Origin of the sequence: Sphingomonas radiodurans (assembly GCF_020866845.1) — a bacterium.
GTDB classification, from domain to species: domain Bacteria; phylum Pseudomonadota; class Alphaproteobacteria; order Sphingomonadales; family Sphingomonadaceae; genus Sphingomonas; species Sphingomonas radiodurans.
Map to the genome: position 1 here is coordinate 377,881 of NZ_CP086594.1, position 16,298 is coordinate 394,178.

The 16,298-nt window shown below is 65.7% G+C and carries 18 protein-coding genes; 5 read left to right on the forward strand and 13 right to left on the reverse strand.

Annotated features, from left to right (window positions below; genetic code table 11):
• Window positions 1-8: 8 nt before the first annotated feature.
• The 7 genes from LLW23_RS01745 to gatC all read right to left on the reverse strand — a co-directional run bounded on the left by LLW23_RS01745 (window position 9) and on the right by gatC (window position 6,326).
• Entirely contained in the window at window positions 9-617 is a 609-nt protein-coding gene (locus tag LLW23_RS01745) for a hypothetical protein (protein ID WP_228947074.1), read from the reverse strand.
• Complete coding sequence (locus tag LLW23_RS01750) at window positions 614-1,750, reverse strand: M48 family metallopeptidase (RefSeq protein ID WP_228947075.1); 1,137 nt, start codon at window positions 1,748-1,750, stop codon at window positions 614-616. Before LLW23_RS01750 ends, LLW23_RS01745 begins: the two co-directional genes overlap by 4 nt.
• Window positions 1,751-1,827: 77 nt before the next feature.
• Window positions 1,828-2,577 (reverse strand): hypothetical protein, encoded by a 750-nt coding sequence (locus LLW23_RS01755; protein ID WP_228947076.1) that lies wholly within the window; start codon window positions 2,575-2,577, stop codon window positions 1,828-1,830.
• A gap of 66 nt (window positions 2,578-2,643) precedes the next feature.
• On the reverse strand, window positions 2,644-4,098 hold the full coding sequence (gatB, locus tag LLW23_RS01760; RefSeq protein WP_228947077.1) for an Asp-tRNA(Asn)/Glu-tRNA(Gln) amidotransferase subunit GatB: 1,455 nt from the start codon (window positions 4,096-4,098) through the stop codon (window positions 2,644-2,646).
• Window positions 4,088-4,438, reverse strand: a complete 351-nt coding sequence (locus LLW23_RS01765; protein WP_228947078.1) for a hypothetical protein — start codon at window positions 4,436-4,438, stop codon at window positions 4,088-4,090. Before LLW23_RS01765 ends, gatB begins: the two co-directional genes overlap by 11 nt.
• A 1-nt stretch (window position 4,439) precedes the next feature.
• Window positions 4,440-5,924: an Asp-tRNA(Asn)/Glu-tRNA(Gln) amidotransferase subunit GatA gene (gene gatA, locus LLW23_RS01770; RefSeq protein ID WP_228947079.1), complete on the reverse strand. Its 1,485-nt coding sequence runs from the start codon at window positions 5,922-5,924 to the stop codon at window positions 4,440-4,442.
• Between the two features lie 99 nt (window positions 5,925-6,023).
• On the reverse strand, window positions 6,024-6,326 hold the full coding sequence (gene gatC, locus LLW23_RS01775; RefSeq protein ID WP_228947080.1) for an Asp-tRNA(Asn)/Glu-tRNA(Gln) amidotransferase subunit GatC: 303 nt from the start codon (window positions 6,324-6,326) through the stop codon (window positions 6,024-6,026).
• A gap of 81 nt (window positions 6,327-6,407) precedes the next feature.
• Between gatC and LLW23_RS01780 the strand changes: the two genes are divergently transcribed.
• Together LLW23_RS01780 and ruvX are read left to right on the forward strand one after the other, a co-directional pair.
• A complete protein-coding gene (locus LLW23_RS01780; RefSeq protein WP_228947081.1) occupies window positions 6,408-7,538 on the forward strand; it encodes a DUF3089 domain-containing protein in 1,131 nt (376 codons plus the stop codon).
• A complete protein-coding gene (gene ruvX / locus LLW23_RS01785; RefSeq protein WP_228947082.1) occupies window positions 7,535-8,014 on the forward strand; it encodes a Holliday junction resolvase RuvX in 480 nt (159 codons plus the stop codon). Before LLW23_RS01780 ends, ruvX begins: the two co-directional genes overlap by 4 nt.
• A 112-nt stretch (window positions 8,015-8,126) precedes the next feature.
• On the opposite strand, the gene LLW23_RS01790 is transcribed toward ruvX, so the two are convergent.
• Together LLW23_RS01790 and LLW23_RS01795 are read right to left on the reverse strand one after the other, a co-directional pair.
• Entirely contained in the window at window positions 8,127-8,783 is a 657-nt protein-coding gene (locus tag LLW23_RS01790) for a nucleoside/nucleotide kinase family protein (RefSeq protein WP_228947083.1), read from the reverse strand.
• 31 nt (window positions 8,784-8,814) lie between these two features.
• Window positions 8,815-9,471 carry an imm11 family protein gene (locus LLW23_RS01795; RefSeq protein WP_228947084.1) on the reverse strand — a complete coding sequence of 219 codons (657 nt, stop codon included), beginning with the start codon at window positions 9,469-9,471 and terminating at the stop codon, window positions 8,815-8,817.
• Between the two features lie 831 nt (window positions 9,472-10,302).
• On the opposite strand from LLW23_RS01795, the gene LLW23_RS01800 reads away from it, so the two are divergent.
• Window positions 10,303-10,533 carry a hypothetical protein gene (locus LLW23_RS01800; RefSeq protein ID WP_228947085.1) on the forward strand — a complete coding sequence of 77 codons (231 nt, stop codon included), beginning with the start codon at window positions 10,303-10,305 and terminating at the stop codon, window positions 10,531-10,533.
• 72 nt (window positions 10,534-10,605) lie between these two features.
• Here the strand turns inward: LLW23_RS01800 and LLW23_RS01805 are convergent, their stop codons facing one another.
• The gene (locus LLW23_RS01805) at window positions 10,606-11,190 is read right to left on the reverse strand and encodes an SOUL family heme-binding protein (protein WP_228947086.1); all 585 of its coding nucleotides are present in this window, start codon (window positions 11,188-11,190) and stop codon (window positions 10,606-10,608) included.
• Window positions 11,191-11,326: 136 nt separating this feature from the next.
• Here LLW23_RS01805 and LLW23_RS01810 point away from each other — a divergent pair, with 136 nt between their 5' ends.
• Together LLW23_RS01810 and LLW23_RS01815 are read left to right on the forward strand one after the other, a co-directional pair.
• On the forward strand, window positions 11,327-12,313 hold the full coding sequence (locus tag LLW23_RS01810; protein ID WP_228948434.1) for an aspartate carbamoyltransferase catalytic subunit: 987 nt from the start codon (window positions 11,327-11,329) through the stop codon (window positions 12,311-12,313).
• On the forward strand, window positions 12,310-13,518 hold the full coding sequence (locus tag LLW23_RS01815; RefSeq protein WP_228947087.1) for a dihydroorotase: 1,209 nt from the start codon (window positions 12,310-12,312) through the stop codon (window positions 13,516-13,518). The genes LLW23_RS01810 and LLW23_RS01815 overlap by 4 nt, the downstream gene beginning before the upstream one ends.
• Before the next feature lie 127 nt (window positions 13,519-13,645).
• Here the strand turns inward: LLW23_RS01815 and LLW23_RS01820 are convergent, their stop codons facing one another.
• From LLW23_RS01820 to LLW23_RS01830, 3 genes are read right to left on the reverse strand one after another with little or no spacing between them, the layout of a single operon-like run.
• Complete coding sequence (locus tag LLW23_RS01820; protein WP_228947088.1) at window positions 13,646-14,941, reverse strand: SPOR domain-containing protein; 1,296 nt, start codon at window positions 14,939-14,941, stop codon at window positions 13,646-13,648.
• Between the two features lie 2 nt (window positions 14,942-14,943).
• Entirely contained in the window at window positions 14,944-15,435 is a 492-nt protein-coding gene (locus tag LLW23_RS01825; RefSeq protein WP_228947089.1) for a hypothetical protein, read from the reverse strand.
• The gene (locus LLW23_RS01830) at window positions 15,432-16,148 is read right to left on the reverse strand and encodes a ParA family protein (protein WP_228947090.1); all 717 of its coding nucleotides are present in this window, start codon (window positions 16,146-16,148) and stop codon (window positions 15,432-15,434) included. Before LLW23_RS01830 ends, LLW23_RS01825 begins: the two co-directional genes overlap by 4 nt.
• Between the last annotated feature and the right edge of the window lie 150 nt (window positions 16,149-16,298).

A 16,298-nucleotide genomic window follows, 5' to 3' on the forward strand; every position in this document is an offset into this window, starting at 1 on the left:
GGCGGATATTATCCCACCGTCACCGTCGGCCCCGGTAGCTGCGCGCTCGCCACAAGCGCGCGGTAATCCGCAAGGTTGCGATCGAAGTAATGGATCGCCGGCGCCTCATACGTGATCATCCACAGCTTGCCGCCGACGATCGCGCCGGTTGCCTCGCCGAGGCGCTTCACTTCCTCGCCCTCCAGCGTAAAGGAATAGCGGAAGCGAAAGCCGCGGTTGCTCGCGAAGGTTGCGGGCTCGACCCCATCGACCGAGAACAGCGCCGAACCGCCCGCCAAGCGATAGCTCGCCTCGAACATTTGCACGACATCGGTCGGCAGCATCCCCGCCGCAAAGCGCGGCAGCGGTTTTTCCTTCTTGTTCACTTCCTTGAACAACGTCTGATCGGCCGCGATCCCGCCGTAGAAGGTCACCTCGTTGAGCGGCATGCCATCGAGCGTCCATGCCTCCGCGTTGCGTCCCGGGCGCGATTGCTGGCGGTTCCAGTCGATGGGAGGAGCGATCGTCATCGCCGACTTCGCGACCGCCACCCGCTGCCCATGAGTTACCAGCTTGTACGCTAACGCCGGCGTGGCGACGAGCGCGGCGGATGCCAGGAACACCATGATCTTCTTCACGAAACTTCCTCCGCCATCATTTCGATCATCGACCGGTCGGTCGCATCGGGTCGCGCTTTCAGATAGTTGGCAAGCGCCGCCTGCCCTTCCACGACGCGACCAGCGCGCAGCTCGACGAGCCCGAGTCCTCGCCATGCTTCGGCCGGCGTATCAGGCATCGCGGTAGCCGAGCGGTAGAAACCCGCTGCCTGCGTCAGATCGTCTGGTCGCCCGCGGGTGCGATATAGCTCGCCTCGCGCGTAGAGCAGATCCGCCGTCCAGCCGGTCTCGGCAAGCTTGCCGAGCACGAATTCGGTGCCACCAAAATCATTGAGTTTGATCTGGTCGTCGACCAATTTCGGCCACCACGGCCGCACCGCTGCGACGTAAGCAGCGCGCTCGTCCGAGCCGCCGGCTGGCTGCGCCGCGGCGAGCGTCTTCAGCGTTGCGAGGCGCTCTGCTGTCGGTGGATGGCTGCCGAAGATGCCACCATTCTTGTCCTTGCGGCTCTTGGCATTGCGCGCGATGGCGGTCGCATCCTGTTCGGCGCGCAGCTGCTCCCAAACACGCCACGCCTGGCCCGGATCGTAGCCGGCCCTCGCCATCAGTGGGACGGAGACGGCATCGGCTTCGCTCTCCATCCCCCGCGAGAAGGTGAAGATCGACGCCGCCATGCCAAGCTGCGCGACCGACAGCGCTGCTGCCGCGGCGAGGCCGCCGACCGGGATCATCGACAGCCAAGCCGCGGCATTCGCCTTGCGTTTCACGTCGCGGAAGATCTGGATCTGATGACGGTGGGTGTAGTGGGTGAATTCGTGGCCCAGGATCGCGGCGAGTTGTGCCTCGTCGCGCATGCGCAGCAGCAGCCCCGAATTGATGATCATCATTCCGGTCGGGTACATGCTCGCGTTGAAGTCGGCCGTGCGGACGATGTAGATCCGGATCGGCGCGCACTCGCTGGCGCCGACGATGCGGCAGAAGGTGCCCCGGACATAGCCGTTCAGCGCCGGATCGCGGATGACGAACGCACTGGTTTTGATATTGCGCTCGAGTTCCTCGACTTCCGACCAGAAGCCGCGCTCATCCTTGTCGACGGGCGTGTAGCCGGCCGTGATCGGAGCAATTTGGGCGGCGACGGGGGCGGCAGCGGACAAAGCAAGTGCAGCCGTCAAAGCGCTGACGATGCGCCACCTTCGCTGCCCGCTGTCATTGCGGGGCTGAAGGCCCGGTTTCACTTCTTGGGCGCCGGCTCGGCAGACGGAGCCGCCTGCCCTTCGCGCAGCGGGAATTGCGTGAACAATTGCTCGACCCGCTTGGTCGCGCCCTCGTCCGTCCTGACGTCGCCACCCGACGCCGGGTCGACATTGAACCACACGATATTGCCCGTCTTCAGATCGACCAGCGCGGCATAGCTCGCGTGGATGCCGGCGGGCATGTACCCGCCGAACATCCCGGCGAAGAGCAGCTGCATCACCTTGCGGCCCGCCGTGCCATACGCGTCATGGGTCGAGACGAAGAGCGCGTAATCGCCGCCGCCGATCTCACCGAGCTTTGTCGCGCCCGGCCCGAGCGTCCAATCGAACTTGTTCTTCTTCGTCGGCAGACCGGCGCCGGGCGCCATCTTGTGCTGGGTGATCGCCGCGGCGACGGTGCGGAACAGCGCCTGATAATCGGCCACCACCTGCGCATTCTCGCCTTCTTGATCGGCGAGAAAGATCACTTCGTTGCCGCCGCCCTTCTGGTGCGCGTCGATCTGCGCCGCGAGCTTGGTGCGCGCCGCCGCCGTCCAATCGGCGTTGGGCTCCTCGACCGTGCCGACGCCCATCGAGCCGACCTTCACGTCGGGGCGGAAGACGATGATTTTTACCGGTTTGTCGGCGGGGAAGCGGAAGCTCGTATCCGCCTTGATCTCGGCCTGCCCGGGCAAGGACGCGCAAGTCAGCAATACCGCCAGCGCGATGAACAGACGCGATCGACCCACTGCAATCCCCCCGGATTTCTCCGCGCGTTCAACGCGCTGGACGTTGGCTAGCCGGGCGCGCTGCGATCAGGCAAGCGCCTTCTTCAGCAGATCGTTGACGACACCGGGATTGGCCTTGCCGCCCATCGCCTTCATCGTCTGACCGACAAAGAAGCCGAACAGCGCTACCTTGCCGCCGCGATACTGTTCGAGCTGACCGGGGTTCTTCGCCAACACGTCGGCAATCACCGCCTCGATCGCACCGGTGTCGCTGGTCTGCTTCAGCCCGCGCTCGGCAACGATCTTTCCGGGGGCATCGCCTGTTTCGAGCATGACCTCGAAGACCTGTTTGGCGAGGCTGCCCGAGAGCGTGCCATCTGCAACCAGCGCCAGCAATTCAGCCGCCTGCCCAGGCGTGACTGGCGAGTCCTCAATGGCCTTCCCGATCCGGTTGAGTGCGCCGAACAATTCGCCCGTCACCCAGTTGGACGCCGCCACGGGCGCCGCCCCCGCTTCTAGCAAAGCGTCAAACCAGCGTGCGGTCTCGACCTCGGCGGTCAGCACGTCGGCGTTGTAGGGCGTCACGCCCTGGGCTTCGTAGCGCTTGCGCTTTGCATCGGGCAGCTCGGGCAATGACGCGCGGCACTCGTCAAGAAACGCGTCGTCGAGTTCGAGCGGCAACAGGTCAGGATCCGGGAAGTAGCGGTAATCGTGCGCGTCTTCCTTCGAGCGCATCGAACGCGTGGTGCCCGTGTCCGGGTTGAACAGCCGTGTTTCCTGAACGATCCGCTCCCCGCTCTCGAGCGCTTCGACCTGACGCTTCGCCTCATATTCGATCGAGGCCATGACGAAGCGGACCGAATTGACGTTCTTCGTCTCGGTCCGCGTGCCGAGCTCATCGCCGGGCTTGCGCACGCTGACGTTGACGTCGGCGCGCATCGAGCCCTCTTCCATGTTGCCGTCACAGCTGCCGACATAGCGCAGGATCGCGCGCAGCTTTCGTAGGTAAGCCCCTGCTTCAGCGGGCGATCGCATGTCCGGCCGGCTGACGATCTCCATCAGCGCGACGCCCGAGCGATTGAGATCGACATAGGAGCGCGTCGGATGCTGATCGTGCATCAACTTGCCGGCATCCTGCTCGACGTGGATGCGCTCGACACCGATCGTCTTGACGCTCTCCTCGACCTCGATCTCGACTGAACCTTCGCCGACAATCGGATGATATAGCTGCGAAATCTGATAGCCCTGCGGCAGATCGGCGTAGAAGTAATTCTTCCGATCGAAGCGCGACCATTTGTTGATCTGCGCGTCGATCGCCATGCCGGTGCGCACCGCCTGACGGATGCACTCGCGGTTGGGCACAGGCAGCATGCCGGGCATTGCCGCATCGACGAGGCTGACCTGTGAATTGGGTTCGGCACCGAAGGTGGTGGCCGCGCCCGAGAACAGCTTGGCATTGGACGTGACTTGCGCGTGGACTTCGAGGCCGATCACGACCTCCCATTCGCCGGTTGCGCCCTTAATGCGATAGCTATTTTCCATCACGTTTCTCAAAATACTCAATAGTTTTCGTAAATTCGTTCTGAAGCATGAACGCTAGAGAACCTGATACACGATCTTTCGAGTCACCGCACACGCGAACGATCACTTCAGAGTACTCGGAGTAATTTCTAAGTTCATATATTGCACCGACCTTCGAGTGCAGAGAAACTTGATCGTCCGATCCGATCAAATCAAGCAGCTTGAAGAAGCGCTCAAAACGATGGCGAGCCTCTTCACGTTTTCGGATGGCAACATACTGCCATGCTGACCAAGCAAGTGCAGATAACGGTAGAACGACCCCTGCCCAGGTTAGCCAGTCTCCTACCGAAACCAGATTCAATTTACCACCACGCAGCCGGACGCGCCACGAAGCCGGCGCGCTCCTCGATCGCCAGCGCGGCGTTGAGGACGCCCTGCTCGTCGAGCGGCTTGCCGATGATCTGCAAGCCGAGCGGCAGGCCGGCCTTGTCCACGCCGCCGGGCACGCTCATTGCCGGAAGGCCGGCGAGGCTCGACGGCACGGTGAAGACGTCGTTGAGGTACATTGCGAGCGGGTCGGCGCTCTTCTCGCCCAGCGCGAAGGCCGCGGACGGCGCGGTTGGGGTCAGCAGCATGTCGCAACTGTCCCAAGCCGCCTCGAAATCACCTGCGATGAGTGTGCGGACCTTCGAAGCCTGTGTGAAATATGCGTCGTAAAACCCTGCGGACAATACGTAAGTACCGATCAGAATGCGGCGCTTCACTTCTTCGCCGAAGCCGGCCGCACGGGTCGCGGCATACATGGCCTGAAGGTTCGCGCCGTCGGGCAAGTCGCGCTGGCCGTAGCGCACGCCATCATAGCGGGCGAGGTTCGACGAGGCTTCGGCGGGGGCGATGATGTAATAGGCCGGGAGGGCATATTTGGTGTGCGGCAGGGATATTTCGACGATTTCCGCGCCGGCGTCCTTCAGCCAGGCGATGCCCTGCTGCCACAGTGCCTCGATCTCTTCAGGCATGTTTTCAACGCGATACTCGCGGGGCACGCCGACGCGCTTGCCGGCGAGGTTGGCGTTGAGGCCCGCCTCCCACTGCGGCACCGGAATGTCGAGCGAGGTCGCGTCCTTGGGGTCGAAACCGCTCATCGCTTCAAGCATGATCGCGCAGTCCCGGACGTCGCGTGCCATCGGGCCGGCCTGGTCGAGCGACGAGGCGAAGGCGATCACGCCCCAGCGCGAGCAGCGGCCGTACGTTGGCTTGATACCGGAAATGCCGGTGAAAGCAGCGGGTTGGCGGATCGAACCGCCGGTGTCGGTGCCAGTCGCGCCGGGGCACAGCCGCGCGGATACGGCCGCAGACGAGCCGCCCGACGAGCCGCCCGGCGCCAACGGAGCGTTGCCGCCGTCGTTTCGGCGCCAAGGGGAGATGACGTTGCCGAATGCGCTCGTCTCGTTCGACGAGCCCATCGCGAACTGATCCATGTTCAGCTTGCCGAGCATCCCCGCGCCAGCATCCCACAGTTTCTGCGTGATGGTGGATTCGTACTGCGGGGTGAAGCCTTCGAGGATGTGGCTGGCAGCGGTCGCTGGGACGCCCTTGGTGCAGAACAAGTCCTTGATTCCAAGCGGAACTCCGGCGAGCGGCTTAGGCGTCTCGCCGGCCGCGCGGGCGGTGTCGGCGGCGTCCGCAGCCGCCATCGCGTGTGCCGGCGTCTCCACCAGGAAGGCGTTTAGCGGCTTCGCGCGCGCCACGGCGGCGCTGAACGCCTGGGCGATTTCGCGCGCGGAGAAGGAACCATCGCGCACGCCATCGCGGATTTCGCGGATCCCGAGGTCAGTCAGATCAGTCATTCAGGACACCATGAGCCGGGTGAATACCGGGGGATTGCGGAGGCAGATCATAGCCGAGCGACTCTCGAAAACCGCGATCCGTGGGGACAAGCGCCGTGATCACTCGATCACTTTCGGGACAGTGAAAAATCCATGCTCGGCTTGCGGCGCATTCGCCAGCACCGCATCGCGAATGCCGCCACCGGTGAGCGGATCGGCGTTCACGACATCGTCGCGCAGCCGCAGCGTGTTGGGGATCACCGCCGTCATCGGCGCGACGCCGCTGGTGTCGACTTCGCCGAGTTGCTCGATCCAGCCGAGGATGTTGTTGAGCTCTGGGACGAGCCGCTCGGCGGCGGCATCGTCGATCGCGATGCGCGCGAGGCTCGCGACCTTCTTCACGGTGGCGGTATCTACGGACATGCCGCGGCGCTACCATTGCCGCACGTGCGAAGGCAATGGCGCGGTGTTGCGCCAACCGCTCCGCTGGGGCAGGCGGCAGGGATGGCCCGCAAGTTTCTTTACGTCGTTGCATTCCTGATCGCGCTCGTGATCGCAGGTGCAGTGGTCTATCGCATCTGGGGCAACGAGCTGATCCGCTGGACGTTCGTGCCCGGCACCCCGTTCGAGACACAGGGCAAGGTGGCGGAGCGCGACTATGATCGCCGCGACATGTGGCTGGCGCGGCCCGACCTGCCGGGCAATCCGGCGCTGTGGACGCCGGCGGGGTATAAGCCGCGCGAGACGCCCGGCGGCGCGGCGATTTTCTTCATTCACCCGACATCGTACATCAACGACGATCACTGGAACGCGCCGCTGAACGATGCCGAGGCGAACGAGCGCGCGGCGCTGTTCCTGCGTGGGCAGGCGAGCGCGTTCAACGAGGCCGGCGAGATCTGGGCGCCGCGCTATCGGCAGGCAACGTTCGGATCGTTTCTGACCGACGCGGCCGACGCGCAACGCGCACTGAACCTTGCCTATGGCGACATCCAGGTCGCGTTCGCGGCGTTCCTGCGGCAGATCGGGCCGACGCAGCCGATCGTGCTGGCGGGGCATAGCCAAGGCGCGCTGCATTTGTCGCACCTGCTGAAGGACAAGGTCGCGGGCACGCCGCTCGCGCGCCGGATCGTCGCGGCGTACGTCGTCGGCTGGCCGGTGAGCCCAAGCAACGATCTGGTCGCGATGGGCTTTCCCGAATGCACGCGCGCCGACCAGCGCGGCTGTATCCTGTCATGGGCGACGTTCGGCGAACCGGCCGATCCGTCGCTCGTGATGGACACTTATGATCGCACCACCGGGTTCGACGGCAAGCCGCGGCGCGGGACGCAACTCGTCTGCACCAATCCGCTGACCGGCGTGGCGAACGCGACGGCGCCCGCCACCGCCAATACCGGCACGCTCTTCCCGTCCGCGGATCTCAGCAGCGCGCAGATCGAGGCGGGGCGCGTGCCTGCGCGATGCGGCGAGCGCGGGCTGTTGCTGATCGGCGAAGGGCCGAACGTCGGGCCATATGTGCTGCCGGGCAACAATTACCACGTGTACGATTACAGCCTGTTCTGGGCGAACGTGCGCGCGGACGTGGCGCGGCGGCTGGCCGTGCCGGCGCCGCCGGTACAGCGGCCGGCGGCGCGGTGATCACGGTTGCCGCGGCGGAGTTTCGGGCCGCGCTGCCGGATGGCGGGCGGCTGATCGGGCTGGACCTGGGCACCAAGACGATCGGGACGGCGCTGTGCGATGCCGGCTGGAGCTACGCGAGCCCGGCGACGCTGATCCGCCGGGGCAAGTTCACGGCGGACAAGAAGCTGCTGGTGGAGATGATCGCGGCGCAGCGCGTGGTCGGGATCGTGCTCGGGCTGCCGATCAATCTCGACGGCAGCGAGGGGCCGCGCAGCCAATCGACACGATCGTTCGCGCGCAACATCGCCGATCTTGGGCCTGTGCTGCTGTGGGACGAGCGCTGGTCGACCGTGGCGGTGGAGCGGGTGATGATCGAACAGGATATGAGCCGCGCCAAACGGGCCGAGCGGATCGACAATCTGGCGGCGGCGCATATCCTGCAGGCGGCGATCGATGCGCTGGTGGGGACCGGGGCGGCGGAGAAGGGGGGTTAATCGCGAGGTTGTGGTTTTGGTTGATGATGCGGCCGAGCGTTGCTCGGGCGAGGCCTTGCGGTAGGTTCGTGATCCGTGAACTGACGGGCGGCTAGCGCCCAAAGGCGGACGTTCACCTAACTGAGGTGATGTGCTCAACAATCGCGCTGGTCGCTTCGGCGGGTGTAGACATCTCGGTATCGACCCGCAGTGCAGCCTCCGGCATCATCCTCATGCAAGCGGCCATCGAAGGTCTGAGAGCACGAAGGATTTCAAGCGAGCGCAACTTGCCGAACCGCTCGCGCGAGGGATTCACGAGCCGCCGTTCCTGCTCCGCCTCGCTCAGATCAAGCGCGATGTAGGTAACCTGCCCGCCGGCTTGGGTGACGCGGCGCAGCACGCGATCGGGGAAGTCCGTGGAGACGCTCGGTTCAGGCGCGAACGTGAAGATCAGCGATTGCCCCGAAGCGGCTGCGGCCGAGATCATCTCCAACCAGAATTGCTCTCGTAGAGACACAAACTCGGGTGAGCCGAAAGGAAACACCGCCGCGACTGCATCCACGATCAAGTGATTGTGGAAAAGTGGTGCGCCGATCTGCTCAGCCACCAGTCGACCGATCGTCAGCTTCCCGCTCGCAACGGGACCATAGATGAAGATCAAACGCATGCCACCTGCTAGCATCGCTGCATACGATCTTCCACTTCCCGGATCGAACGTCCGGTTTCCACCAATTGCGGACATTCGCCTGAAGACGAGATCGGCGCTTGTGAAGCGGAGCGCACCGATCAAGTGGGTGCTAGCCGATCCTGCGTCGATACTGTCAGACGGCCTGAGCTTTCGACGGCTTTATACCTGTCACCCGTGCAGCAATGAGGGCCTCCGCAAGCTCCTCTGACAAAAACGCACCAACCCCACTCAAGTGTTTGTCTTGCCAAACGTGAGCGTTGCCGATCTTCTTCCGACTAAAGACTAGCTTAGGTACAACGCTAAGATCAAAGCCTTCGGGTATCTCTTCGGGATATCTCCTAAGAAGTTCACTGGCTGGACGCCACATCTTGCCACCTGAAAGCAGCATTCCCTGCACATGATCACGGTCGATCGTATCGAGCCGATTGCACACGACGAAAAACCAGCGATTTTCCAGATGCGCGCCTTTGATGTCCATGAACTCCACTGGCAAGAACTGGTGCAAACCCGGTTCGAACTGCTCGATCAGCGCCTTGGCGCGCGCGGAGAGGTTCAGAAAAGGGCCGTTATCGAAGTCAGGCACCGGATGGCCGTGCTGATCCTTCCACTGCACTTTTGTCGGAACATTGGTCGGATCGACTGCACGCCCGCAGGCGACGGCGCGTCCGCGCGGGTTCAACCCTTCGTCCGGTGTCTCGTCCAGCAGCTTGATATTTCGGACATCGCCATCCAACGGATCGAAGTCCACGTAGTAGCCGTGCTCAGGCTTCACGTTAAGGCCGTAAACCATTCATATCACCTACTGCAACGGCACCACATGCCCGCCGAGGCACACCTTAGAGCCGCAAACGGTGCTGGCGGTCGAGTGTCCGCTAACCACCAACTCGCGTCATTCGCGAACCGATTTGGCTCTCGACCTGCCCGAAAGCGGAACGTCCGTTATCGGGAAGAGCGGCCGGTCGGCTAACGCCCAGTCGCGGCCATTCGCTTGGAGTGACACAAGCCGATGATGGCTATTCTCTTGATAATCGGGATCGGGGTTTTCTTTCTGAACCAGTGAAGCGGAGGTGGTGATGGTCGGAGCCCAGTTTACGGCCGATCGTAGCTGGGCCCGGCCTTTGCCGGGGAACACGGCAGGTGATCTCCGTCCGCCGTCATGCCGGGCTTGTCCCGGCATCCACGTTTCGCCGAGTCTACTGGGCTGAGGATTCGCTGCATGGTGGATGCCGGGACTAGCCCGGCATGACGAAGTGCCTGTTGCCACCCTCCCCCGCCACGCTGATCCCCGGAGGGGCGCATTTTTTTCACCCGCTCTTTTGCGTGTCTCGCGAAGGGTGGCCTGCTGGCTACCGTTGGGTTCTCGGTGATCTCCGTGCCGAAGTGTTTGTTACTCCGACGAATTTCAATCGGTCACGTGACCACATACCTATTCGTGTCGTTCTGGAGACCCCCGCGCGATGCGTGACGTTTCATTGCGGGGTGCAAATGCGCTGGCTTTCCGCGGTGAAACGGTCCTGTACTGCGGTGAAACTTGGCACCGAGGTCCGCATGCGGACTGTCAAGCGGATGGGCGCGGTTCACGTGTCTGTTCGATGCCGATCCTGATCTGCCGAGGTTCCTGTTGAAGACGCTTCTGATTGCCGCGCGGGTATTCGCGCTTCTGACCTTGTCGTTCGTGCCCGCCTTCACCGTGTTGCTGCTGGTCGGGTTCATCAGCGGGGACGCCGGGTTGTTCGCATTCCTGGGGCTGCCGGCGCTGCTGGTGAACGCGATCTTCGTCTTCGGCAAACCGCGGCGGGACCGTGCCTGGCGCTGGGCCACCGGCATCGCCGGGAAGCCTGAACGGCCGTAACGGTCCGGACGCCAACTTAGCTCTTGATCGGCCGCGCGGTGATCGCGACGCATCGCGACGATCGCGCGGCCGTTACCCGACGGGTATCATTACCTCGTTGCGCCGAAACGGCGCGGCAACGAATGGCGAATTGTAAAAGGCGAATACCGCATCGCCGGTCGCGTCGAGGCCGCGCGCCGCAAGCCAGGCACGCAGCCGCGCTTCGTGTTCGGCGAGCCGTTCGTCGTTGCCGAGGCCGGTGAAGCGGATCACGGCCATGCGGCGCACGGGAAGCTCGGCGGCGGTGACGCCTTCGGGCATGTCCGGCAGCGTTGCCGCGGTGTAGCGCGGGGGCATGACGAAGCGGGTGCGCCAGGCGCCCGACGCGCCATCCGAGAATACCGGCGCGGTCATTGCGATCTTTTCCTGGCCGTTGCCGAAGATATAGCCCGCCAGCCGCTTGAAGCCCGCGTTAAGCGCAAGGCTCCGCTCGCCGATGACGGCGGTTTCGGCGACGAGCACGCTGGCATAGTCGCGCAGTTCGAACGCGCCGTCATTTTCGACCACGGTATAAGCGGGCTGTTCGAGATTCTGTTCGTACAAGCCCAAGCCTCCCGTGGCGAGCGTCGCGAGGCCGAGCCCCAAGGCGCCCCAGCCGAGAATTTTCTGCGCCTTCATCGGGTGCTTTCCAACGTTTGCGCCCCGGCATAGCGCACAAGCGCCTTGCAACACTAGGACCACGGCAATGACGATTGCCGGCGTGCATCGGCGCGACCTTGCCACCCTCCCCCGCCCCGACTATCCGACCGCTTCGATGCCGCCATCGGACCACCGCCCTGCCACGCTGATCCCCGGTGGTGCCGTGTTTCCGCACCGTCACCTGACCGGAATCGAAGGTCTTCAGCCGCACGAGATCACGTTCCTGCTGGACGAGGCGGAGCGGTGGATCGGGCCGAATCGGGGGCATGCGGCACCCGACAAGCGGCTGGCCGGCCTCACGCAGATCAACGCCTTTTTCGAGAATTCGACGCGCACGCTGCTGAGCTTCGAGATCGCGGGCAAGCGGCTCGGCGCGGATGTCGTGAACATGCACGCGGCGCAGTCGAGCGTGAAGAAGGGCGAGACGCTGATCGACACGGCGATGACGCTGAACGCGATGCGCGCGGACGTGCTGGTGATCCGCCACATGGCGTCGGGCGCGGTGCGGCTGATCGCGGACAAGGTGGATTGCCCGGTGCTCAACGCGGGCGACGGGCGGCACGAGCATCCGACGCAAGCGCTGCTCGACGCGCTGACGATCCGGCGGCGGCGCGGCTCGATCCACAACCAGCGGGTGGTGATCTGCGGCGACGTGCTGCACAGCCGGGTCGCGCGGTCGAACATCCTCGCGCTCACCGCGCTCGCCGCCGAGGTACGCGTGTGTGCGCCATCAACGCTGATGCCGCTGGCAATCGAGCGGATGGGCGTGACGCCGTTCACCGACTTCGACGCGGCGCTGGAGGGGGCGGACGTGGTGATGATGCTGCGGCTGCAGACCGAGCGGATGTCGGGCGGCTATGTGCCGTCCACGCGCGAATATCGGATGCGCTATGGCCTGACGCTCGAGCGGCTGGCGCGCGCGAAGCCGGACGCGCTCGTGATGCATCCGGGGCCGATGAACCGCGGGGTGGAGATCGATTCGAACGTCGCCGATCACGATCGGTCGGCGATCACCGAGCAGGTCGAGATGGGGGTCGCGGTGCGGATGGCGTGCCTCGACGTGCTGACGCGCCGCGCGCGCGGTGTGGCGGGTTGGGCATGAGGCCGCTGCATTTCCGCAACGCGCGGATCGTCTGCCCGGTCGGCGGGGAGCGGCTGGGCGAGTTGTTCGTGGCAGGCGGGGTGATCGTGGCGGAGGCGAGCGACGCGGTGGTGATCGACTGCCGCGGCAAGCTGCTCGCGCCGGCGGTGGTCGACCTGGGGGTCGCGACAATCGATCGCGCGGCGTTCCATGCCGGCGGGATCGTTCGCGTCGGGCTGATGCCCGATCAGACGCCGGTGCTCGACGAGCCGGGGATCGTCCAGCGATCGGCGCTGATCGGCAGGCCGGATTTGTGGATCCACCCGATCGCGGCGGCGACGCGCGGGCTGGCGGGGGCGGATCTGGCGGAGATGGCGATCTGCGCTTCGGCGGGCGCGCGCGCGGTGGGGACCGGGCGGGGGTGGATCGCCGATTCGGGGGTGATGGCGCGCGTGCTGGCCTATGCGCGCGACCTGGGGCTGACGGTGGTGAGCCATGCCGAGGATGCGGGGCTGGTCGGCGAGGCGGTGGCGACCGAAGGCGAGACGGCGACGCGGCTCGGGCTGGCGGCGGCACCGTCGCTGGCCGAGCCGCTGGCGATCGCGCGCGACCTGATGCTGACCGAAGCGGCGGATTCACGGCTGCATATCCGCCAGGTGACGACGGCGGCGGGGTTCGAGCTGGTGCGCGCGGCGAAGCGGCGCGGCGTGCGCGTGACGTGCGGGATCACGCCGGCGCATCTGTTGCTGTCGGACATTGCGATGAGCGATTTCCGCACCTTCGCGCACCTCTCGCCGCCGTTGCGAAGCGAGAGCGATCGTCAGGCGGCGCTGGTGGCGCTGGAGGACGGGACGATCGACGTGCTGTGTTCGGGCCATGACCCGCGCGGGCCGGAGGAGAAGCGCTTGCCGTTCGCCGATTCAAGCGCGGGCGCGGCGGGGGCCGCGACATTGCTGCCGCTGGCGCTGGGGCTGGCGCGCGACGGGCGCGTTTCACTGGCGCGGCTGAGCGCGCTGCTATCGCGCAATCCGGCCGCGGTGCTAGGGCTCGAGGCGGGGACGCTCGAGGCGGGGCGCGAGGCGGACCTGATGCAGGTCGACCCCGATGCGCCGTGGCAGATCGACGCCGACACGCTGCCGGGCAAGGCCGGCAACACGCCGTTCGACGGGCTGCCGGTGCAGGGCCGCGTGCTGCGGCTGTTCAAGGGTGGGCGCGAGTTGGGCTGATCCCCTCACCGTTCGTGCTGAGGAGGTGCTAAGCCAACGGTGAAGCGCCGTCTCGAAGCACTGGGCTGCCCTTCGAGACGAGGCTTCGACTTCGCTCAGCCTCTCCTCAGAGCGAACGGAGGTGGAATCAGCGCGCGGCCATCTGCGTCTTTGCTGGCTTGGCCCATTGCGCCATCTGGTCGCCCGCCGAGGTGCGGACGAAGCAAGCGCCGCCCTTGGCGCGGTAGCCGCGGCACATCGTGTCGGCGCTGGCGCGCGAGAAGCCGCCGACCGATAAGCGGTAGAAGGACTTGAACGCCATGCCGGTGGGCGCCTGCTGCGCGAGGGCGGGGTAGCGGCGCGTTGCGCGGTCCCAGGCGTCCTTGGCGACACCGGCATTGTCGTAGGCGCCGAGCTGGACGAACCAATTGCCCTTTGCCGGGGTAGCCGCGACCGGCTGGGCGGCGGGTTGTACCGCAGCGAGCCTGGTCTTGGATGCGCCCGATGTGAGAGCCGTCGAGGAAGCGGGGAGCGCCTGAACGATCTCGCGGCGTTCGCCGAAGACGATCCGTGGCGTGCCGTCGGACGGCATCGCGACTGCCGGGGCTTCCGCCTCGACGGCGGCGACTTCGACTGCTGGCTCGACGGGAGTGGGTTCGACCGTCTCCTCGGCGGCGGCCATCGCCGACACTGGCACGGTGGCGTTGAGCGCGAGCGCGACTGGCTGGCCGGGATCCTTCACGGGCACGACACCGAGCAGCGCGGACACCTGGTCGGCGGCGCCGACCGGCTTGGCGAAGGCGGCCCATTGCACGATGCGCGCGTCAGCTTCGAGCGGGGCCATATCGACGCCGACGAGCTGGCGCGATTCGGCCCAGCGGCCGGCGAGCGCGAGCGCGAGCGCGAGGTTCTGCCGCGTCTTGGCATCGGCATCGGGCGAGCGCGCGGCGACGGTGAGCAGTTCGACCGCGCCGACCGGATCACCGGCGAGGGCGATCGCGAGGCCGCGGTCGCTGGCGGGGACGGTCGCGGCATTGGCGTCGAGCAGCTTGCGTGCCTCGTCCCACTGGCCCTCGGCGATCATCGCCAGCGCGAGATTGAGCGTGGCCTTGCCGTTGCCGGGCGAGAGCTGGAGCACATCGGCATAAGCGGCATGCGCCGAGGTGAAGCGGCCGGCCTTCAGGTACGCGGCGCCGAGCAGGGTGCGGTAGCTGGCGTCCTGCGGCATCAGCGCGACCGCGGCTTCGGCAAAGCCGATCGCCTTGGCCGGATCGCCCTTCGCGAGCGCCTTGCTCGCCTTGGCGGCGTTACCCGCGGCGGCCTTCGCGATGGCGGCGTCGCTGCGGCTGCTCGCGACGGCGATCCCGCCATACGTGACGCCGGCTATCGTTCCGCCGAGCATCAGGGCCGAAAGGCTCAGGCTGGCTATCGTACGCTTGTTCATGATCAATCCTTCGAACGACCAGAGATAGGCTGGGCAGTGTTTTGGTGGGGAGGCAGCTGCGCGACGAGCGCCTCCACCTCGGGCAGGGTATCGAGAAAGGCGTCGAGCGCCGCGGTGACGAGATATTGCGCGGAGCGGCCACGGGTGGCGCTCGCGAGCTTGAGCTTGAGATGGCGCTCGCGATCGAGCCGCAGCGTGAAGGCGGCGCGTCCGGTGCGCACCATGCTGCTCTGGAGCCGTGCGGCGGTGGCGACCGAGACGGGGACTGGCGCTTGCGCGGCGATCTCCTCTGCCAGCGCGGCGCGTTCACGCAGCACGGGCGGCAGCGGCGGTTCGGGGGTCGGATCGCCCAGATCGTTCCAGCCGAGATCGTCCTCGACGTCGCTGAGCCCGACGAGGCTGCCGAAGCCCTGGCGGCGCATCGCAGGGCGCGCTTCGCCCTTGCGCGCGAGCAGGCCGGCGGAGAGCGCAGCGATTGGCTTGGCGGTCGTCATGAGGACACCACCCGCCGGCCGAAGCCGCCGGCTGCGACGCGGGGACCGGCGAAGCCCGGCTTGCCGGGCGCCGCGAAGATGGTGCGGCGGAAATTCTTTTCGAGGCGGTCGGAGATATAGCTCCACAGCGCGGTGATTTCGGCGGCGGAGCGGCCCTGGGGGTCGATCTCCATCACCGTGCGGCCGTCGATCATCGAGGCGGCGAGATCGGTGCGCTGGTGGATCATTGTCGGTGCGACAGTGCCGTGATGCGACAGGGCAAGCACCGCATCGCTGGTGATCCGCGCGCCGGGGGTCGCGGCGTTGACGACGAAGATCAGCGGCTTGCCGGCGCGCTCGCACAGATCGACCGTGGCGCCGACCGCGCGCAGATCGTGCGGGCTGGGGCGCGTGGGGATGACGATCAGCTCGGCGACCTGGATAACATATTGGATCGCGACGGTGATCGCGGGCGGCGTGTCGATCACCGCGAGCTTGAAGCCTTGCTGGCGCAGGATCTCGATATCGGCGGCGAGCCGCGCGACGCTGGTCTGCGCGAAGGCGGGATAATCATCCGACCGCTCGTTCCACCAATCGGCGAGCGAGCCCTGCGGATCGATGTCGATCAGCACGACCGGCCCAGCGCCGGCGCGCTGCGCCTGCACCGCCAGGTGACCTGACAGTGTGGTCTTTCCCGACCCACCTTTCTGCGATGCCATCGCTAGAACGCGCATGTGCCCCGTCGAACTCCCACCTGTTCGATTGGGTGATGCCATGATGTGAGATAAAGAATGGTTAAGCGCGTTCACCTGCACAGACCGGGCAGGTTAACGCGGCAATTACCGTGCTAGCCGACACAGAACTTCTGGGGCATGGATGCCCTG